Source organism: Ferrimonas marina (assembly GCF_900129905.1).
In the GTDB taxonomy this organism is placed as follows: domain Bacteria; phylum Pseudomonadota; class Gammaproteobacteria; order Enterobacterales; family Shewanellaceae; genus Ferrimonas; species Ferrimonas marina.
The window spans coordinates 147,070-168,234 of the sequence record NZ_FQXG01000006.1 but is presented as its reverse complement, the minus strand read 5'-3'; the positions used below and the strand labels follow the sequence as shown (position 1 = coordinate 168,234).

The window sequence follows — 21,165 nt, the reverse complement described above, 5'->3', positions numbered from 1 at the left end:
GAGTTCAGTATGGCTATTGATAGACGATGTTTTCTGAAAGGGGCATCCGCATTTGCCTTTTCCAGTGGCTTAATTGGTTGCAGCAGCAACTCAGACAACGACGATGACAACGGCGGCAACCAGCCGGAGTTCGACTACACCCGGCACGTCACCTGTCCGCGCAACTGCGGTGACCGCTGCAGCCTGCTGGTGACCACCGAAGACGGGGTGGCCACCGCCATCACCGGTGATGAACGCCACCCGGTGACCGGCAGCGCCCCCTGCGTCAAAGGCCATGCCTATCTGCAGTACATCTACAGCCCGGATCGCCTGCAACAACCGCTGAAACGGGTCGGGCCCCGTGGCCCAGGCGCCCGCTTTGAACCGGTGAGCTGGGACGAGGCGCTGAACGCCATCGCCAGCAATCTGAACAAGATCATCGAAGAGCACGGCGGCAATGCCATCTCTTACTACAAATATTCCGGTAACGGCGGCCTCTCGGCGGCTGCCAGTGGTTACCGCTTCTTCAACCGGATTGCCAGCCGACGACTGGAAGAGAATATCTGCGCCAGTGCCGGCTACCACGGCATGACCTCCATCCTGGGGGAGTACATCGGCCCAAGCCCTGAGGATTACGTTAATACCCAGTGCTACGTCTCCTGGGGCACCAATGAGCAGGCCACCAACATCCACCACATCAAGTTCATTAACCAGGCGCGGGATAAGGGCGCCAAGGTGCTGGTGGTGAACTCGGCGCGCACCCCGATGGCCTCCCAGGCCGACATCTGGCTGCAACCCACCCCGGGCACCGACGCCATGCTGGCGTTGGGGATCTGCAAGGTGCTGATCGAGGACAACCTTCACGACACCGACTTCATCAGCAAGTACACCCAGGATTTCGATGCCCTGCAGGAACGGGTCGACCAGTTCAGCCACGGCCAAATCGCCGAACACACCGGCGTCAGCACCAGCGAGTATCGCGCCTTCGCCCACGCCTATGCCGGCGTCGACGCGGCGATGATCCGCATCGGCTACGGTCTGCAACGGACCCGCAATGGCGGCCGCATCGTCCGTGCCATCCCCATGCTGGCGGCACTGACCGGCAACTTTGGCCGACCCGGCGCCGGGGTGATCTACCTCAACGGCCAGGGCAACGCCCGCAACGGCGGCGCGGCCAACGGCGGCCACCTGACGCCGGAAGGGGCCAAGCGCGACACCATCAGCATCAACGAGTTTGCCCGCGGGCTGGTTGCCGCCGACTACCAACAGCCCGATGGCACCGTCGGCCCGATGGCCTATGGCGAATCCAGCGAGCTGATCAAGGCTTTTGTCTGCTGGAACTCCAACCCCATGGCCGTGGCCCCCAACACCACATTGTTGGAGCAGGGGCTGATGCGGGATGACCTGTTCACCGTGGGCCTCGAGCTGTTTATGACCGACACCATGGAGTACATGGATTACGTCCTGCCGGCCACCAGCTTCATCGAGCAGGAGGACACCTGTAGCAGCTACCACGCCTACTACACCCAGCACACCCATAAGCAGATTGAGCCACTGTACCAATCCCGGCCCAACCTGGAGATCTTCTCCGCCCTGGCCAAGAAGATGGGCTTTAGCGATCCGGAGTTCAGCGAGACCATTGAGCAGGTCAACCGCAACGCCTGGGCCGGCGACATCAGCTACGACGAGTTCAAGCAGCAGGGCTTCTACACGCCGCCAAACATCGAATATCCCTGGCGTGCCAGCCTCACCTGGCCTACCCCCAGTGGCAAGATCGAGTTCAAGGACACCAGTGGCAGCTACTTCGATCCCGAGCAGTTCCACCCGGTGATCGATGTGGGCACGCCGGAGAGTGACACGCGGCAAAACTACGGCCTGACCGAGGGTGAGAAACTGCGCGAGTTCCGCCTGCTCTCGCCGGCGCACGCCAAGATGAACAACTCCCAGTGGGCCAACATCAAGTACACCCGCAATTTGCCGGCCCACACCCTCTACATCCACCCGCAGGATGCGGCCGCCAAGGGGATCCAGACCGGCGACAGCGTGGTGCTGACCGCCACCCGCCACAACAACGAGGAAGCCAGCATCCGTTACAGCGCCAAGGTGGAGCCGATGACGCCCGCCGGCACCCTGTTCGTGTGGAAATGCGCCTGGAAGAAGACCAACCCCAACGGCAGTGGTACCGCCATCAACATGATCACCAACTGCGATCTGACCGATATGAACCACGGCTCTTCTTTCCACGCTACCCGGGTTGATATCAGCTTGGCCTGATCGAGGAAAAGACAATGACTCAACGACTAGCTTTTGTGTTTCGCCAAGAGAACTGCGTCGGCTGCGATGCCTGTACCGTCGCCTGCCAGGCCAACCGTGGTCTGGCCGAGGATCGGCTCTACCGCCAGGTGGAGGCGATTGAGTACCTCAATGCCAACGGCCGCCAGGTTCAGGCTTTTTTGAGCCAGTCCTGCCACCATTGTGAGATACCGGCCTGTCTGCAGGCCTGCGGCTATGGTGTCTACAGCCGGCGGGAGGACGGTATCGTCCGCCAGCACCTGCAAAACTGCGTAGGCTGTGGCCATTGCGTCAGTGCTTGCCCTTACGGTGCCATCAAGATGGAGCAGAAGGATGGCCGCCAGTTGGCCACCAAATGCGACATGTGTGCCGGTCGCATCGCCGAGGGGGAAAAGCCCCACTGCGTCAGCGGCTGTCCGGTGCAGGTACTGGACGTGATGCCGCTGGAGGAGGCGGTGCGCTTACCCGGTGCCCAGCTTCATGGCCATGGCTACTATGACAAGGGCACCCAGCCCAACACGGTGATCATCAAGCACCGCAGCTGAGCGCCGACCGACCAGGAGCCCGCCCACCCGGGCTTCTGGTGGCCATTCTCAGACCCATCCACCGATGAGGGCATGGCGGCAACCCTGTGCCCCATTTTCTCGCCGGCTGACATCGGCCTTTGCTGCCATATCCCCCAATGCCATCAACCTACCCGTGAGGCAAAAACCCCTTAGACTGGAATAATTCGATCTCGGATCGTTCTGGGCAAAAATAGGGGAAAAGTAATTCAATGGAGATAATTCGTTATCTGACGATCATTTGACGCATATATGACAAAACCCTGCCCAAGCCTCATATTGAGGATGACTCAGCGAAATAGCTTTCGAAAACAGTTTCAGCACAACAGCCCTCTGCATTGACCTAGCGCCCAGAAAACCGCCTAAGGCAAATGGGAATCGTTGTCATAGCCGATCATTAGCTTAATGAACCACCCTCACCAGCCAAAATGGAAAGGACCTAGGTAAACATCTTCGTTTGTGATCTAGGTTTTCCCGCATAGCGATATAGTCACTCTGAATAATTTAATTCGAAATTTCGGAGTTCAGTATGGCTATTAACAGACGGTGTTTCCTCAAGGGTGCATCGGTATTTGCCTTTTCCAGCGGATTGATCGGCTGCAGCAGCAGCTCGGATAAGGACGATGACAACGGCGGCAGCCAGCCGGAGTTTGACTACACCCGCCACGTCACCTGTCCCCGCAACTGCGGCGACCGTTGTAGCCTGCTGGTGACCACCGAAGACGGTGTCGCCACCGCTTTTACCGGCGATGATCGCCACCCGGTTACCGCCGGCACCCCCTGTGTCAAAGGCCACGCCTACCTGCAATCCGTGTACAGCCCGGATCGCCTGCAGCAGCCGCTCAAGCGGGTTGGCCCCCGTGGTCCCGGTGCCCGCTTCGAGCCGGTCAGCTGGGACGAGGCCAACAGTGCCATCGCTGCTCGCCTCAACGCCATCATCGGCGAGCACGGTGGCAACTCGGTCCTGCCATACTCCTACTCCGGCAACAACACCATCGTTGCCAAGTGCAGTGCCAACCGTTTCTTCAACCGCATCGGCAGCCGCAACCTGGAGCGCAACATCTGCGCCAGTGCGGGCTACGATGGCATGAGTTCGGTGCTGGGCGAGTTTAACGGCCCCAGCCCGGAGGACTACGTCAACACCCAGTGCTACGTCTCCTGGGGCACCAACGAGCAGTCCACCAACATCCACCACCTGAAGTTCATCAACCAGGCCCGCGACAATGGCGCTAAGATCCTGGTGATCAACTCCGCCCGCACCCCGATGGCCTCCCAGGCAGATATCTGGCTGCAGCCCACCCCGGGTACCGACGCCATGCTGTCCCTGGGGATCTGCAAGGTGCTGATCGAAGAGAACCTGCACGACACCGACTTCATCAGCAAGTACACCCAGGACTTCGACGCCCTGGAGGCCCGGGTACAGGACTTCAGCCACCAGGAGATCGCCGCCAAGACCGGCGTCGCCACCCGCGATTACCAGGCCTTTGCCCGCACCTACGCCGCGGCGCCCAGCGCCATGATCCGCATTGGCTATGGCCTGCAGCGGACCCGTAACGGCGGTCGTATCGTTCGTTCCATCCCGCTGCTGGCCGGCCTGACCGGCAACTTCGGTCGCCCCGGTGCCGGTGTGGTCTACCTCAATGTGCAAGGCGGTGCCGCCATGGACTGGGGCTTCGCCAACGCTAACCACCTGGTGCCAGAAGGCGCCGTTCGCGACACCGTCAGCATCAACGACATCGGCAAGGCGCTGGTGCCAGAAGACTACTACCACAAGGATCTGGACCTGACCGGCCCGGTCTCCAACGGCGCGCCGGTGGATCCCATCAAGGCAATGATCGTCTACTCCTCCAACCCAATGGCGATCGCCCCCAACACCCAGCTGATCGAGAAGGGTCTGCAGCGGGAAGACCTGTTCCTGGTGGGTCTGGATCTGTTCATGACCGACACCATGGAGTACATGGACTACATCCTGCCCACCACCAGCTTCATCGAGCAGGAGGACATGGTCGACAGCTACCACGCCTACTACACCCAGCACAGCCACAAGCAGATCGAACCGCTGTACCAGACCCGCACCGACCTGCAGATCTTCCAGGGCCTGGCCAAGGCGATGGGCTTCAGCGAGCCGGAGTTCAGCATCAGCCAGGAAGACCTGGTGGAAGGCTGCTGGAATGGCAGCGTCAGCTACGACGAGTTCAAGCAGCAGGGCTTCTACACGCCCAAGGGGATCGACTATCCCTGGCGTAAGAACTTCGACTGGCCGACCCCCAGCGGCAAGCTCGAGTTCAAGGACGCCAGCGGTCGCTTCTTCGACCCGGAGCAGTTCCACCCGGTGATCGATGTCGGCACCCCGGAGAGCGACGATCACGCCAACTTCGGCATGACCGAGGCGGAGAAAGCCCGCGAGTTCCGCCTGCTCTCCCCGGCCCACGCCAAGATGAGCAACTCCCAGTGGGGCAACATCAAGTACACCCGCAACCTGCCGGCCCACACCCTCTACATCCACCCGGATGATGCGGCCGCCAAGGGGATCCAGACCGGCGACAGCGTAGTGCTGACCGCCAGCCGTCACAACGACGAGGAGGCCAGCATCATCTACACCGCCAAGGTGGAGCCGATGACCGCCGCCGGCACCCTGTTTGTCTGGAAGTGTGCCTGGAAGAAGACCAACCCCAACGGCACCAACACCGCCATCAACATGATCACCAACTGTGACCTGACCGATATGGCTCGTGGTTCCTCCTTCCACGCCACCCGCGTGGACATCCACCACGCCTAAGCCGAGGAAAGAATAATGAGTAAAGAACAATTAGCTTTTGTCTTCCGTCAGGAAAACTGCGTGGGCTGCGAGGCCTGCACCGTGGCCTGTCAGGCCAACCGCGGCCTGGCTGAAGACCGCATGTACCGCCAGGTGGAAGCAGTCGAGCACCTCAACGCCGAGGGCCGTCAGGTTCAGGCCTTCCTGAGCCAGTCCTGTCACCACTGCGAAACCCCCTCCTGTCTGCAGGCCTGTGGCTACGGCGTATACAGCCGTCGCGAGGATGGCATCGTGCGCCAGCACCTGCAGAATTGCGTTGGCTGTGGCCGCTGTGAGAGCGCCTGCCCCTACGGCGCCATCAAGATGGAGGTCAAGGATGGCCGTCGCCTGGCCACCAAGTGCGACATGTGCGCCAGTCGTATCGCCGAGGGTGAGAAGCCCCACTGCGTGCGCGGCTGCCCGGTACAGGTACTGGACGTGATGCCACTGGAGGAGGCGGTGCGCCTGCCCGGTGCCCAGCTGCACGGCCACGGCTACTACGACAAGGGCACCCAGCCCAACACGGTGATCATCAAGCGCCGCGCTTGATAACCCGCTCAGCAAAAAGCCCGCATACGCGGGCTTTTTTGACTCTGTCTACGTTAACTGTCGTTCCAGTTAACCTCATGATTTGTTGTCTCACTTATTGCTAATAGCTTTGCCGGGTTGCCGGCAGCAACCAAAGGGGCGTTCCGCCCCCTTGGAACCCCCGCTTGCCTCCAGTCGTCGCTATTCCTCACTTTCGTGCCCTAAATCTGCGGCTCTGGCTTGAGTCGACATCCCTGTCTCCGCAAGCCACTCGGGCCATCCTGGCCCTCAACCTGGCCTTAGGCCACTTCGTTTGGGCGACTCCAAGTCGACGAAATGCTGGCGGGGCATCATGAACTGCTGCCAATCAGAGTTCTTATGAGGCTCGGTACTTAGCTCGGACAGAGCCCTTATTTATCCCAGTCGAACCGCAACAAAAAAACCACCGGCGTTGCCGGTGGCTTTAGCTCATTAAGCCTGGGTCTTACTTGTACAGCGGGATGATCCGCACCGGCACCGCCCAGCTGTCCCGCAGGGTCAGCAGCAAAGACTCGGTGAGGGTGGTCAGGGCCCGGTAGTAGGCCGTGCTGGCCCCTTCCTGCACACATTCGAACAGGCGACCGGCCCAGGGCAGCAGGTGCTCCCCCAGCAGGGTCTGGGCCGCATCGTCCTGCTGTTGCGCCACCAGATGGGCCAGGGCGCCCAGCATCAGGCCGATGTGGTCCACCGGCTCATTGGCGGTCAGCTCGAACTGCATCCCCTGCTCCCGCAGAAAGGCCTGGTAGGCCCGGCAGCTGTCAGCAAACAGCAGGTTGTCTTTGTGGGTGTAGACCGAGCCCCAGGGGTAGGCCTTGCGGCCCTTGGGGGCCTCAAACAGGTCGTAGTGATCCCGGCTGATCGCCTCAAACTCGGTGGCGGACAGCGCGGTGGCCAAGGCTCTCGCCTGGTCGGGCCCCTGGCTGCCCAGCTCGGGCCACTGACTCAGGGGTTCGGCCAGGGCAGCCAGCTGATCCGCGTCCGGGCGGCGATAAAACAGGCTGGCGAGGATCTCCAGGGCGGCGCTCAACTCGGCGCGCATGGGGGCAATCTGCATGGTCAACTCATTGTTTTTCAATCCTGAGCGCCAGTAGAGCACAGGCCCATAAGCGGCACTGAGAGCCAACTCGAAAAGCCTGAAGCCCACTCGAGTCAGGCACAAAAAAACGGCCCGAAGCACAACTTCGGGCCGTGTTGATGAAAGGCTTTTCCCTTGGCAATCAGCCGTTGAGAACCTCGCGCAGCGCCGCCAGGCACAGCAGGACGTTCTCTTCCCGGGCGGCGTGGCCCATCAGGCCGATGCGCCAGGCCTTACCGGCCAGATCGCCCAGGCCGGCACCGATCTCCAGGTTGAAGCGCTCCAGCAGGGCGCTGCGCACCGCGGCATCGTCCACCCCTTGCGGGATGTACACCGCGTTGAGCTGGGGCAGGCGGCTGGCCTCATCCACCACGAAATCCAGACCCAGCAGCTCCAGGCCGCTCTTGAGCTGCTCGTGCATGGCACGGTGGCGGGCCCAGGCGTTCTCCAGCCCCTCGGCTTTGAGCAGGCGCAGGGCTTCGTGCATGGCGTACAGGCTGTTGACCGGCGCGGTGTGGTGGTAGCTGCGCTTGCCGGTGCCAGACCAGTACCCCATCACCAAAGTCTGATCCAGGAACCAGCTGGGCACCGGGGTTTGACGCGCTTCCAGCTTAGCCACCGCCTTGGCCGAGAAGGAGACCGGGGCCAGACCCGGCACACAGGAAAGACACTTCTGGCTGCCGGAGTAGATGGCATCGATGCCCCACTCGTCCACCTTCAGCTCCACCCCGCTCAGGGAGGTCACCGCATCAACGATGGAGAGCACCTCATGCTGCTGCGCCAGGGCGCACAGCGCCTTGGCGTCGGACAGCGCGCCGGTAGAGGTTTCGGCGTGAACAAAGGCCAGGAACTTGGCGTCCGGGTTGGCTTTCAGCGCCGCTTCCACCTTTTCCACCGATACCGGGGTGCCCCAGGCATCGTCGACCATCACCGCCTCGCCACCGACGCGGACCACGTTCTGACGCATCCGCTCACCGAACACGCCGTTGCGGCAGACGATCACCTTGTCGCCCGGCTCCACCAGGTTGACGAAGCAGGTCTCCATGCCGGCACTGCCAGGAGCAGAGACCACGATGGTGAAGGGATTCTCGGTCTGGAAGGCATACTGGGTCAGCGCCTTGACCTCGTCCATCATCGCCACAAACTGCGGATCCAGGTGGCCGATGGTGGGTTTGCCCAGAGCCTGCAGCACCTGGGGGTGAACGTCAGACGGGCCGGGGCCCATCAGGGTACGGGGGGTTGGATTGAACGGTTGAACAGTCATCAGGTCTCCTGCTTACCGGATGTGACGAAATTTTCAACCGAAAAATGTATCACATCGATCCACAAGAAACCCTTCCTCACACCGCAAATCCCGTTACCTTGTCGCGGTCGAGAACAGACTGCTCTGGATTATTGCGGCCAAAGCGCCTGCATTTGGGCCAGCTTAGAGCGACTGACCGGGATACGCTCACCGCCGCGCAGACATAGTTCCCCTTGTCGACCCTGGCGGCGCATCGCCTCGACGTCGCTGCGCCGGACCCAGTAGGAGCGGTGCGGCTGAACCCCCAGCCCCTCGGGCAGCTGGGCCACCGCATCCCGGAGGTTGAACAGGATCAGGCTGCTGCCCCTGTCAGTAACCACCTGCAGGTAGTGCAGCTCTGCCTTGAGGTAGCGCAGACAGCCGCGCTGTGCCGCGGGGACGCGTTGCATGAACTCTGGCTCTGGCTCATTCTCCAGCTCAGACTCAGGTTCGAGCGCGGCCTTGGGCGCGGATTCGAGCTCGGACGCCAGGAGCGTTGATGGCGGTTTGCCGAGTCCGGCTGGCTCGGCGTCTGACTCGGGAACGGATGCCAAGGCGCTGGTGCCAGCCAATCGCAACAAGGCGTTCATCCCCAGCCAGGCCACCACTACCGGCGGACCAACAGCCAGCAGCTCTTCCAACCAGGCACCACCGAGGGACTGCGCCAATCCTTCCTGCAGCCAGAGATCGATCGCCAACGCGATGGGAGAAAACAGGATGGCGCCCAGCAGCCCGTAGAGGGTCAATCGCAGCCAGTGGGAAGAGGGCAGTTTGCGGCGATGTCGCTCCAGGGCGATCTGCACCGCCAGGATCAGCAGGATGGGGATCAAGGTTTGCAGCTGCCACTGCAGCAGCGACAGCCAAAGCGGGGCACCATCGTCCCCGGCGATCAGGCCAAACAGCAGCCCGAGGAAGGCTGCCATCACCACCAGTATGGTTTTCTCTTTCCCCACTGAGGGTTGCCCATTCATACAATAATCTGCCCTTTGGTGCATCGCTCCAGTATTCACCGATCCAAGCCTACTCCTCAAGCGGTAACCAGCAGCATCGGAACGCGCAATCTTGCGTGCCACCCCCAAGAGGAGAGTCTGTTATGCGCTATCGATTTTGTCTTCCCCTGTTACTCGCGGGCCTGTTTTCCAGTGCCCAGGCCGACGAGGGCCAATGGTTTGTTCGCCCCTATGTCGGCTACAGCCTGATGTCGGATCAAACCGGCCAGGGAGCCGACCTGGGCCAAGCCAATGGTGCGGTATCGGTCGATCTGGACGGCGGCTTTGCCGCAGGCCTGGGCCTGGGCTACCGCTACAACGCCAACTGGGCGGTAGAGCTTGCCTGGGAGTACCGCAGCAACGACAGCACCACGACCCTGGCCAGCGGTGAGCGGTTCGACGAGGGCAACTTCGCCTCCAACCTGTTCTTCCTTAACGGCTTCTATTTCTTTGACCAGGGGCAAAAGTGGGTGCCCTACCTGGGGGCTGGCATAAGCTGGGCCCAGGAGGTGGACCTGGATCTGGAGCAAGACGGTATCGAGCGCTCCTTCTCCGGTGACGGTGAGTTTGGCTACCAGGCCTTTGCCGGAATCGAGTATCGCTTCAGCCCCACCTGGTCGCTGCAGGGGGAGGTCCGCTACGGTGCCTTGAGTGGCCTGACCCTGGAGGGCGAACAGGAGGCCGGGCGGATCGAGGATATCGACTACCACACCACCACCTTCCAGATCGCCCTGCGCTACGCCTTCTAGCAAAGCAAAAGGGCCCGAATGGGCCCCTTTGTTCGGGCAAGCCACTTTGTGCGCTGCTTGCCTGTTTACGCCAGTTGCCTTTAAGCGTTGACTGCCTCTACGCGCCAATTGCCTCTAAGCGGTAGTAGCCTCAAGCAGGGTGGCTTCTTCGGTGTTGTCGATCCGCTTGGCGAACAGGCTGTACATCACCGGCACCACGAACAGGGTGAACAGGGTGCCCACCGACAAGCCCACGGTGATGACGATGCCGATGTTGAAGCGGGAGACCGCGCCGGCACCGGTGGCCAGTACCAGCGGCATCACCCCCAATACCATCGCAGCGGTGGTCATCAGGATCGGCCGCAGACGCAGCGCCGCCGCCTCCAGCACCGCCTCGGTGCGGTCTCGGCCCTGCCGCTGCAGCTGGTTGGCGAACTCCACGATAAGAATGCCGTGCTTGGAGATCAGCCCCACCAGAGTGATGAGCCCCACCTGGGTGTAGATGTTCATGGTGGCGAAACCCAGGAACAGCGGGATCATCGCGCCGAAGATCGACAGAGGTACCGTTACCAGCACCACCACAGGATCACGCCAGCTTTCGAACTGGGCCGCCAACACCAGGAAGATCACCACCAAGGCCAGGGCGAATGTGACGTACAGCGCCGCGCCCTCCTGCTCAAACTGGCGACTTTGGCCGGCGTAGTCGTAGGCAAAGCCATTAGGGGCAATCTCCGCCAGCGCCTTACGCATAAAGGCGTGGGCGTCCGCGACGGTGGCCACCATAGGGTTGGGCATCGCCTCGATAGTAGCGGAGTTGAGCTGCTGGAACTGGGTCAGGGCGTTGGGGATCACCTCCTCGCTGACCGTCACCAGGGTGGACAGCGGCAGCATGGCGCCGCGCTCGCTGCGCACGTAGAGATCGTTGATCTTGTCCCGGGTGCGGCGGAAATCGGCATCCGCCTGGGTGATCACCTCGTAGCTGCGGCCCTGGATATCGAAGTAGTTGGTGCGGAAATCCCCCAACTGGGTGGCCAGGGCTGCACCGATCGCCTGCATCGACACCCCGAGCTGACCCGCCTTGGCCCGGTCGATCTGGATGTGCACCTGCGGGGTGTTGAGCTTGAGGGTATTGTTCACCATCAAGAACAGCCCCGAGGCCTGGGCCCGGGCGGTGAGCTCCTGCGCCACCTCATCCAGCTGGGCATGGCTGGCGGAGGAGGTGATGACGAAGTTCACCGGCATGCCTGAGGGCGCCCCCGGCAGTGGCGGTCGGTTGACCGCAAATACCTTCATCCCGGGGATCTCGTTGATCATCTGCTGGAACTGCGGCTGGATCTCCTGCTGAGAACGTTCCCGCTCGCTCCAGGGCTTGAGGATCAAGCCGGACATGAACTGGTTCTCCGCCGGGTAACCCGCCAACAGGAAGGTCTGCTCGTACTCCGGCAGGCTCTCCGCCATCGCCTGGAACTGCTTGGCGTATTCGAAGCTGTAGTTGACGTTGGCGTTGTCCGGCCCCAGGCCAATGTTGAAGATAAAGCCCTGGTCTTCGTTGGGCGCCAGCTCCGACTGGGTCAGGTTGAACATCCCGGCGATGGCCACCAGCAGCAGCGGCGCCGCCAGCAGGATCGGTCCGCGGTAATGGGACAGCACGCCGCTGAGGATGCGCTGATAGATGTCCTTCAACCGACCGAAATGACGATCCAGCATCTTCACAAAGCGCCCCTCCAGCGCCTGCTTGTTGAGCAGCTTGGCGCACATGGCGGGGGAGAGCGTCAAGGCGATAAAGCCGGAGATCAGCACCGCGCCGGCCAGGGTGAAGGCGAACTCGGTGAACAGGGTGCCGGTCAGCCCGCCCATAAAGCCGATGGGGGCGTACACCGCTGCCAGGGTGATGGTCATGGCGATCACCGGCATGGCGATCTCCCGGGCCCCCACCACAGCGGCGCGGACCGGCGACAAGCCCTCCTCCAGGTGACGGTGGACGTTCTCCACCACCACGATGGCGTCATCCACCACCAGCGAGATGGCCATCACCATCGCCAACAGGGTCAGCAGGTTGAGCGAGAAGCCCAGCCCCAGCATGAAAAGACCCACGCCGATCAGCGACAGCGGCACGGTGACAATGGGGATCAATACTGAGCGCAGCGAACCGAGGAACAGGAACACCACGATGATGACGATCACCACCGCCTCCAGCAGGGTGTGGATCACCTCGTTGATCGACTCCTCGATGTACTCGGTGGAATCGTGGGCGACGATCTGACTCATCCCCGGCGGCAGGTTGCGCTCGATCGCCGGCAGCACCTCGCGCACCCCCTTGGAGACCTCCAGTGGGTTGGCCTCCGGGGTGGTGTTGATGCCGATGTAGACCGACTGCTCACCGTTGAACACCACCCGCACCTTGTCTGACTGGGCCGCCAGTTCGATTCGAGCCACGTCCCGCAACTTCACCACCTTGAGGCCATCACTCTTCACCGTGATATCGCCAAAGGCCTGGGGATCGCTCAGTGAGGTGGAGGCCCGTACCGAGGTGACGGTCAAGCTATCACGCAGCTCACCGGCGGCGGACTGGAAGTTGTTGGCCGCCAGGGCCCGGCTGATCTCGTCACTGCTGATACCATTGGCCTGCATCCGCAGCGGATCCAGCCAGATCCGCATCGCGAACTGCTGGTCACCGATCAGCTGTGCCTCGGCCACCCCATCCACCTCGGTCAGCTTGGGCTGTACCACGCGGCGCAGGTAGTCACTCAGCTGCACCCCACTCATGGTGTCGCCCACGTAGGCCAGGTACATGATGGAGTCACCGCCGGCGCTGGCCTTGGCGATGATGGGATCGGTGATGTCGGTAGGCAGCTGGCCCTGCACCTTGTTGAGCTTGGTGAGGATCTCCGCCATCGCGGCGTTGGCGTCCTGGCCCAGCTTGAGGTAGACCTCGATCTGGCTGGCACCAGCACGGGAGCTGGCCTTGATGTAGTCGACCCCCTCGGTGGAGGCGATTGCCTCCTGAATCGGGGTGGTGACAAAGCCCTGCACCAGCTCGGCGTCGGCGCCGGGGTAGGCGGTGGTGACGTTGATCTGGCCGATCTCCATCTCCGGGTACTCACGTACCTGCAGCTCCATCAGGGCACGCACGCCGAACACCAGCAGCAGCAGGTTCAGCACCACCGCCAACACCGGGCGGCGAATAAAGATATCGGTAAACATGGCGCCGCCTTACCGCTGTGCGGACAACGAGGAGGTCAGGCGCACCAGTGCCTGGTGGTCCAGCTTTTGAGTGCCGGCATCCACTACCTGGTCACCGACGCTGAGGCCATCCAGCACGGCAATCTGATCGCCACGCTGCTCACCCAGGGTGATGTACTGGCGGTAGGCCCGCAGGGCCCCCTCCTCGTCCTGGCGCACCACGTAGACGGAATCGCCAAAGGGGCTGTAGGCCACGGCGGTGGCGGGCACCACCACAGGCTCGATGTTGTCGCGCTTGAGCAGGTGGATCTCGGCGTACATGCCGGGACGCAGGCGGCCATCGTCGTTGGGCAGCTCGGCGCGCAGGGCAATATTGCGGGTGTTTTCGTCGACCTTGGCCTCCAGGGCGATCACCGCCCCGGTGAACACCTCTTCCGGGTAGGCGCTGCTGCGAAGCTGCACCTCCTGGCCGACGTAAAGCTCAGGCAGGTACTGCTCCGGTACGGCAAAGTCGGCGTACAGTGCGGTCAGATCCTGCAGGGTCACCACAGGATCGCCGGCCTTGAGGTACTGACCCGGGTCGACCTGGCGGATCCCCAGGGTGCCGGCGAAGGGAGCGGTGAGCGCTTTTTTGTCGATGCTGGCACGCAGCTGCTGCACCGAGGCCTGGGCCATCTTCAGGCTGGCGGCGGATTCGGCCAGCTCGATCTCGGAGATGTTGTTGCGCTTGAACAGCACCTTGTTGCGGTCGTGCTTGATCTGAGCCAGGTCCAGCTGGGCCTCGGCACTGGTCAGGTTGGCCTGCTCGATGCTGTCATCCAGCTTGAGCAGCAGGGCGCCGCGCTCGATCTTGTCGCCACTGACGAAGGGGATCTGGGTGACGGTTCCGGCCACCTCGAGGGACAACAGGGTACCGGCTCTGGCGTTGAGGGTGCCCACTGCGGCGATCTGAGGGCGCCAGCGCACCTGCACCACCTCGACGGCAGAGACGCTGTGGGTCGGCGGCGCCTGCATCGCTGCCAACATCGCCTGACCGGCCTGCATCTGCGGCCACTTCAACGCCACCAGGGCCGCCAGCACCAGCAGCAGCCCCCCAATCACGAATAGACTTCGCTTTAACATCTTCAGATTCCTTTCAACTACAGCCACCTCACGCGCCACCTTGCGCAGCGCACGGGCATTGTACCGGGAGCACTCCCTTGGGTTACCAACTTTTTGTAACCGTTTGCGTTATTAGTTAATCACTTGCTAGCTGTCGGTAAGCTGAACAACCGACAATGAAGGCCGCTCAAACAAAAAAGGAGGCCGAAGCCTCCTGTTATCCCGGTGATGCCCAGCTAGCCTTTGCGCAGGAAAAAGCGGTAGGCCGGGCTGTCGGTCACCTCACGACAATCCATCTGCAGGCTGTCCAAGCGCGCGGTCAACGCCGCACGGTCCGCCTCGTCTACCTCCAGCCCCAGCAGCACCCGACCGGAGGCGGCGCCGTGGTTGCGATAATGGAACAGCGAGATGTTCCAGCGATCCCCCAATTGCGTCAGGAAGCGCTCCAGCGCCCCGGGCTGCTCGGGAAACTCCAACTGGTAAAGCCGCTCTGACAGCGGCTCCGGGGGCACGCCCCCCACCATGTAGCGCACGTGCAGCTTGGCGGTCTCGTCGCCGGACAGGTCCTGATGCGGATAGCCCGCCTCGGTCAGGCTGTGGCAGATCGCCGCCAGCTCCTCATGCTGCTTGAGTCGGATCCCGACAAAGACACTGGCCCGGTCACGGCCGCTGAGGCGGTAGTTGAACTCGGTGATGCTGCGCTGGCCCAGCAAGCGGCAGAACTGCAGGAAGGCGCCCTGACGCTCTGGAATAGTGACCGCCAGCACCGCCTCCTTGCCCTCACCCAGCTCACAGCGCTCCGACACATAGCGCAGGCTGTGGAAGTTGATGTTGGCGCCGGACAGAACCGCCGCCAGCTTCTGCTCCGGCCCAATGGCGTTGAGCTGGCAGTAGCGCTTCAGGCCAGCCACCGACAGCGCTCCGGCCGGTTCGGCAATGGCCCGGGTATCCTCGTAGATGTCCTGCACTGCGGCGCAGATCTCGTCGGAGTTAACGGTGATCACCTCGTCGACGCAGAGCCGGGCCAGTTCAAATGGCGCGGTGCCGATGCGCTTGACCGCCACCCCATCGGCAAACAGCCCAACCCGTTCCAGGGTGACCGGCTGATCCGCCACCAGGGCGGCCTGCAAGCAGGCCGCATCCTCCGGCTCCACCCCGATCACCCGAACGTTCGGGGCCAACGCCTTGATGTAAGCGGCCATACCGGCGATCAGGCCACCGCCGCCCACCGGCACAAACACCATGTCCAGATCGCGCTTCTGCTGCAGCAGCTCCTGGGCCACGGTGCCCTGACCTGCGATCACCGCGGCATCGTCAAAGGGCGGCACCAGGGTCAGCCCCTCCACCTCGGCCAGGCGCATCGCCTCGGCATAGGCCTCATCGAAGCTGCTGCCGTGCAGCACCACCTCACCGCCATGGCTCTGTACCGCCTGAACCTTGATCTCCGGGGTGGTGGTGGGCATCAGGATCACCGCGCGGATCCCCGCCCGCTTGGCCGCCATCGCCACCCCCTGGGCGTGGTTACCGGCGGAAGCCGCCACCACCCCCGCTGCCTTCTGCTCAGCAGTGAGGGTATGCAGCTTGTTGAAGGCGCCACGCAGCTTGAAAGAGTGCACCGGCTGCTGATCTTCCCGCTTGAGCCAGACCCGGGTGCCCAGTCGGGCCGACAGCTTATTCAGCGGCGACAGGTCGGTGTGGCGGGCCACATCGTAGACCGGTGCCATCAGGATCTGGCGCAGGGTCTCCCGTACCAGGGGGCTGTCACCGGGTGAGGTGGCCAGTGCCACCTGGGGTTGCGCCTGCGCCGTCATACTTACTCCTCCAGCTTGCTGCGATCCCGCACCGCGCCCAGATCGGCACTGGTGGCCAGGTGGGCATAGGCCTTGAGGGCCAGGGAAACCGCACGCTGGCGCTGCGGACGGTAGGCACAGGCCGCCCGACGGGCTGCCAGGGTGGCGTCGTCCAGCACGAAGCGGATGGTGCGGCCGGGGATATCGATCTCGATCAGATCGCCGGTCTCGACGATGGCGATGTCGCCCCCCGCCGCCGCTTCCGGCGAAACGTGGCCGATGGACAGCCCGGAGGTGCCACCGGAGAAGCGGCCATCGGTGACCAGGGCACAGGCCTGACCCAACCCCATGGATTTGAGGTAGCTGGTGGGATAGAGCATCTCCTGCATCCCCGGGCCCCCTTTCGGGCCTTCGTAGCGGATCACCACCACCTCACCGGCCTTGACCTCACCCTCAAGGATCCCGGCCACCGCCGCGTCCTGGCTGTCGTAGACCCGGGCCGGGCCACGGAAGGTCAGGCAGCTGTCCGGTACCCCGGCGGTTTTCACCACGCAGCCGTTGGGGGCCAGGTTGCCGGACAGTACCGCCAATCCGCCATCCTGACTGTAGGCATGCTCAATGGTGCGGATGCAGCCCGCTTCGCGATCCAGATCCAGGCTGTCCCAGCGGCATTCCTGGGAGAACGCCTTGGTGGTGCGGATCCCCGCCGGTCCGGCCCGATAGAAGTCGTGGGCACCATTGTCACGAGCAGCGCTTGCACCGATGTCCCAGCGGGACAGCACATCTGCCAGGGAGTCACCGGCCACATGGCCGACACCGGTGTGGATCAAACCGCCCTTAGCCAGCTCACCCAGCAGCGCCATCACCCCACCGGCCCGGTGCACGTCCTCCATATGGTATTGCGGTGTTGCCGGTGCCACCTTGCACAGGTTGGGCACCTCGCGGGACAGGGCATCGATGTCCGCCATGGTGAAGTCCACCTCCGCCTCCTGGGCCGCGGCCAGCAGATGGAGGATGGTGTTGGTGGAGCCGCCCATGGCGATGTCCAGCGACATGGCGTTCTGGAACGCCTGACGGTTGGCGATGTTGCGGGGCAGCACGGATTCGTCGTCCTGCTGGTAGTAGCGCTGGGTCAGTTCGACCACCCGGCGCCCCGCCTCCAGGAACAGCTGGCGACGGTCGGCATGGGTGGCCAGCATCGAGCCGTTGCCCGGCAGCGACAAGCCCAGCGCCTCGGTTAGACAGTTCATCGAGTTGGCGGTGAACATGCCGGAGCAGGAGCCACAGGTGGGACAGGCACTGCGCTCCACCTGCTCTGCCTGCTCATCGGAGACGTTGGGATCGGCGGCCTGAACCATGGCGTCCACCAGGTCCAGCTTGATGATTTGATCCGACAGCTTGGTCTTGCCGGCCTCCATCGGGCCACCGGAGACGAACACCACCGGGATATTGAGGCGCAATGCCGCCATCAGCATTCCCGGGGTGATCTTGTCGCAGTTGGAGATGCACACCAGCGCATCGGCGCAGTGGGCATTGACCATGTATTCCACCGAGTCAGCGATCAACTCGCGGCTGGGCAGCGAATAGAGCATGCCGCCGTGGCCCATGGCGATGCCGTCGTCCACGGCGATGGTGTTGAACTCCTTGGACACGCCGCCGGCCTGCTCGATGGCACCGGCCACCAGATCCCCCATGTCCTTAAGGTGGACATGACCGGGGACAAACTGGGTGTAGGAGTTGGCGATGGCGATGATCGGCTTGCCGAAGTCGTCATCGGTCATTCCCGTGGCGCGCCACAGGGCGCGGGCACCGGCCATGTTGCGGCCGGCGGTGGAGGTGGCAGAGCGGTACTTCGGCATGACTGATCCTTACAAAACGCAGGCCTGGGTGTGGGCCTCAAAGCTGTTGGGGTCTTCCTGGCTGACGTAGTCCAGCCAGCCCCACTTGTCTTCGGTAGAGCCATCGAACAGGCCGAAGAAGCGCTCCTGCAGGGCCTGGGTGATGGGGCCACGGGCGCCGCAGCCTACCTCGATGCCATCGACACTGCGCACCGGCACCACTTCGGCGGCGGTGCCGGTCATAAAGATCTCATCCGCCAGGTAGAGGGCTTCGCGGGCCAGCGGCTCTTCCCGTACCTCGTAGCCGGCGTCGCGGGCCAGGGTCATCAGGGTGTCACGGGTGATCCCAGGCAGGATGGCGGCGGTGGCCGGCGGGGTGATCAGCACGCCCTTCTTGATCACGAACAGGTTCTCGCCGGCACCCTCGGAGATCTGGCCATTGACGTCCAGGGCGATCCCTTCGGCGTAGCCATGGCGGCGGGCTTCACCGCCGATCAGGGCGGAGGAGAGGTAGTTGCCACCGGCCTTGGCGGCGGTGGGGATGGTATTGGGCGCGGCCCGGTTCCAGCTGGAGATGCAGGCATCAACGCCGGACTCCAGCGCTTCCTCACCCAGGTAGGCGCCCCAGGGGAAGGCGGCGATCATCACCTCGGCCTGGCTGTCGGCGGGGACATTCACCCCCAGACCCACCTGGCCATAGAATGCCAGCGGACGGATGTAGGCAGAGTCCAGCCCGTTCTGGCTGACCGCGTCCTTACAAGCCTGCACCAGGGTCTCCAGCTCATAGGGGATCGGCATACGGTAGATCTTGGCGGAGTCGTACAGCCGTTGAACGTGCTCTTTAAGACGGAACACCGCCGCACCCTTCGGGGTCTTGTAGGCCCGGATCCCCTCAAACACCGAGGAGCCATAGTGGAGCGCGTGGCTCAATACATGCACCTTGGCGTCCTGAAATGGCACCATCTTCCCGTTAAACCAGATGTAGTCGGCTTGGCTCACACTCATACTCCTTCAAATTCTTCAGGCCATCGCGGCTGCGCTGGCGGCCACCGCCGGCGCCAGCCGACAGTGATTTACGTCATATAACTTATCCAATTGACGTGTCAATTGCTCGATCGGCCGCTCACTGACCACGGTCACCGCCATCTCACTGTTGCCACCCAGGCACTGCATCTGCATCTGGGCTACGGCAAAGCCCCGGTGGCGCGTCACCCGCAGTACCCGCTCCATCACCTCGGCGCTGGGGTTCATATCGATGTAGATAGTATGTTCGCTCATCATTCTCGCTCCATCATTTGATCGTTCGCCGCGCCGGGCGGCACCAGGGGCCATACATTGTCTTGCTCGGAAATGGATACGTGCAGCAGGAAGGGGCCGTCGGCCTCCAGCATTTCGGTCAGGGCAGCGTCGATCTGGCCCTTATGCCAGATGTGACGGCCGGGGATGTCGAAGGCAGAAGCCAGGGTGACAAACTCCGGGTTGTCCGACAGGTTGGTCTCGCTGTAGCGCTGCTCAAAGAACAGCTCCTGCCACTGCTTCACCATGCCCAAGCGCTGGTTGTCGAGGATCAGGATCTTCACCGGCAGGCGGTCGCGCTTGATGGTGGTGAGCTCCTGCACGTTCATCATGAAAGAGCCATCGCCGGAGACCAGTACCGAGAGATCCTCCGGCCGGGCCTTCTGGGCACCGATCGCCACCGGCAAGCCAAAACCCATGGTGCCCAGGCCGGCGCTGGAGAGGTGATTCTCGGGACCATCAAACTGCATGTGCTGGGCCACCCACATCTGGTGCTGGCCAACATCGCAGGAGACCACGGCGCGGTGGGGCAGCTGCTCGCTCAACTGCTTAAGCAGGGCCGGGGCGAAGATCCGCGGGCCCGGATGGTCGTAGCGAGGGGCGCTCTCGGCGGCCACCGCTTCACATTGCTGGCGCCAGGTCTGAACCGACAGGGCGGATTGAAGCGCCGGCAACACCTGGCGCAGATCCTCGTTGGAGGAGAGGGTGGCGGCACGGCGCTTGCCGATCTCCGCCGCATCGATGTCCAGGTGGATCACCTGGGCATTGGGGGCAAAGGTGTCGAGCTTGCCGGTGACCCGGTCATCGAAGCGGGCGCCCACCACCATCAGCAGATCGCAGCCCTGCACCGCCAGGTTAGCTGCCTTGCTGCCGTGCATCCCCAGCATGCCGAGAAAGCCCGGCGTGCCCGGGGCGATGGTGCCGATCCCCTTCAGAGTGGTGACCGAAGGCATGCCGGTGGCAGCGAGAAAATCACGCAGCTGTGCTACGGCGTTCGCCATGCCGACACCGCCACCGACGTACAGCAAGGGGCGTTTGGCCTGCTGCAACATCTGGACAAAGGGCTCGGCGTCAAAGTGTTGAGTCTTGGCTTCGGCCAGGCGGGGGCGGGGCCCCTGGTAGCTCACCATCGCCTGTTGTACGTCCTTAGGGATGTCCACCAGCACCGGGCCGGGTCGGCCTTCCCGGGCCAGGGCAAAGGCCTGGTGCAAGGTGGCACAGAGCTGGTCAGGCTCGGTCACCAGGAAGCTGTGCTTGGTGCAGGAGAGGGACATACCCAGCAGATCGATCTCCTGGAAGGCATCGGTACCGATGGCGGCAGAGGGCACCTGCCCGGTGATGGCCACCACCGGCACCGAATCCATCATGGCGTCCGCCAGGGCGGTAATCAGATTGGTGGCGCCAGGGCCTGAGGTGGCCAGGCAAACCCCGACCTGGCCGGAGGCGCGGGCAAAGCCGAGAGCAGCGAAGCCCGCACCCTGCTCATGGCGACACAACAGGTGCTCCACCGGGCTGTCGAGCAAGGCATCGTACACCGGCATGATAGCCCCGCCGGGGTAGCCAAACAGGCTCGTAACGCCCTGATCCACGAGGGCCTGCACCACGGCTTCGGCCCCGCTGATGGCGGACGTTGGCTCTGCGTTCTGACTCAACCCTTGGGCCATGTCACCCTCTCCTTGCCTTGC

General features: G+C 63.0%; 15 protein-coding genes. 5 read left to right on the top strand and 10 right to left on the bottom strand.

The features are described 5' to 3' along the window. Positions 1-9: 9 nt before the first annotated feature. The 4 genes from BUC04_RS15335 to BUC04_RS15320 all read left to right on the top strand — a co-directional run bounded on the left by BUC04_RS15335 (position 10) and on the right by BUC04_RS15320 (position 6,180). Complete coding sequence (locus tag BUC04_RS15335) at positions 10-2,253, top strand: molybdopterin-containing oxidoreductase family protein (RefSeq protein WP_067659462.1); 2,244 nt, start codon at positions 10-12, stop codon at positions 2,251-2,253. 14 nt (positions 2,254-2,267) lie between these two features. Next, complete coding sequence (locus BUC04_RS15330; RefSeq protein ID WP_067659465.1) at positions 2,268-2,816, top strand: 4Fe-4S dicluster domain-containing protein; 549 nt, start codon at positions 2,268-2,270, stop codon at positions 2,814-2,816. A gap of 547 nt (positions 2,817-3,363) precedes the next feature. Continuing rightward, positions 3,364-5,613 carry a molybdopterin-containing oxidoreductase family protein gene (locus BUC04_RS15325; RefSeq protein WP_082766656.1) on the top strand — a complete coding sequence of 750 codons (2,250 nt, stop codon included), beginning with the start codon at positions 3,364-3,366 and terminating at the stop codon, positions 5,611-5,613. Positions 5,614-5,628: 15 nt separating this feature from the next. Next, positions 5,629-6,180, top strand: a complete 552-nt coding sequence (locus BUC04_RS15320; protein WP_067659471.1) for a 4Fe-4S dicluster domain-containing protein — start codon at positions 5,629-5,631, stop codon at positions 6,178-6,180. A 463-nt stretch (positions 6,181-6,643) separates the two neighbouring features. Here the strand turns inward: BUC04_RS15320 and BUC04_RS15315 are convergent, their stop codons facing one another. The 3 genes from BUC04_RS15315 to BUC04_RS15305 form a co-directional block, all read right to left on the bottom strand. Further along, positions 6,644-7,252, bottom strand: a complete 609-nt coding sequence (locus tag BUC04_RS15315) for a TorD/DmsD family molecular chaperone (RefSeq protein WP_067659474.1) — start codon at positions 7,250-7,252, stop codon at positions 6,644-6,646. A 163-nt stretch (positions 7,253-7,415) separates the two neighbouring features. Next, positions 7,416-8,537: a pyridoxal-phosphate-dependent aminotransferase family protein gene (locus BUC04_RS15310; protein ID WP_067659477.1), complete on the bottom strand. Its 1,122-nt coding sequence runs from the start codon at positions 8,535-8,537 to the stop codon at positions 7,416-7,418. A gap of 128 nt (positions 8,538-8,665) precedes the next feature. Continuing rightward, positions 8,666-9,526: a LytTR family DNA-binding domain-containing protein gene (locus BUC04_RS15305; protein WP_067659480.1), complete on the bottom strand. Its 861-nt coding sequence runs from the start codon at positions 9,524-9,526 to the stop codon at positions 8,666-8,668. Positions 9,527-9,648: 122 nt separating this feature from the next. Here BUC04_RS15305 and BUC04_RS23990 point away from each other — a divergent pair, with 122 nt between their 5' ends. Further along, complete coding sequence (locus tag BUC04_RS23990; protein WP_067659483.1) at positions 9,649-10,293, top strand: outer membrane protein; 645 nt, start codon at positions 9,649-9,651, stop codon at positions 10,291-10,293. A gap of 114 nt (positions 10,294-10,407) precedes the next feature. Here the strand turns inward: BUC04_RS23990 and BUC04_RS15295 are convergent, their stop codons facing one another. From BUC04_RS15295 to ilvG, 7 genes are all read right to left on the bottom strand, one after another. Further along, on the bottom strand, positions 10,408-13,476 hold the full coding sequence (locus tag BUC04_RS15295; protein WP_067659486.1) for an efflux RND transporter permease subunit: 3,069 nt from the start codon (positions 13,474-13,476) through the stop codon (positions 10,408-10,410). 9 nt (positions 13,477-13,485) lie between these two features. Continuing rightward, positions 13,486-14,577 (bottom strand): efflux RND transporter periplasmic adaptor subunit, encoded by a 1,092-nt coding sequence (locus BUC04_RS15290; RefSeq protein ID WP_067659489.1) that lies wholly within the window; start codon positions 14,575-14,577, stop codon positions 13,486-13,488. Positions 14,578-14,792: 215 nt separating this feature from the next. Continuing rightward, positions 14,793-16,367 (bottom strand): threonine ammonia-lyase, biosynthetic, encoded by a 1,575-nt coding sequence (gene ilvA, locus BUC04_RS15285; RefSeq protein WP_067659492.1) that lies wholly within the window; start codon positions 16,365-16,367, stop codon positions 14,793-14,795. A 2-nt stretch (positions 16,368-16,369) separates the two neighbouring features. Beyond that, a complete protein-coding gene (ilvD, locus tag BUC04_RS15280; protein ID WP_067659495.1) occupies positions 16,370-18,205 on the bottom strand; it encodes a dihydroxy-acid dehydratase in 1,836 nt (611 codons plus the stop codon). A 9-nt stretch (positions 18,206-18,214) separates the two neighbouring features. Next, complete coding sequence (locus BUC04_RS15275; protein ID WP_067659497.1) at positions 18,215-19,189, bottom strand: branched-chain amino acid transaminase; 975 nt, start codon at positions 19,187-19,189, stop codon at positions 18,215-18,217. A gap of 15 nt (positions 19,190-19,204) precedes the next feature. Beyond that, entirely contained in the window at positions 19,205-19,462 is a 258-nt protein-coding gene (gene ilvM, locus BUC04_RS15270; protein ID WP_067659500.1) for an acetolactate synthase 2 small subunit, read from the bottom strand. Next, positions 19,462-21,144, bottom strand: a complete 1,683-nt coding sequence (gene ilvG / locus BUC04_RS15265; protein WP_143165746.1) for an acetolactate synthase 2 catalytic subunit — start codon at positions 21,142-21,144, stop codon at positions 19,462-19,464. The genes ilvM and ilvG overlap by 1 nt, the downstream gene beginning before the upstream one ends. Positions 21,145-21,165: the final 21 nt, after the last annotated feature.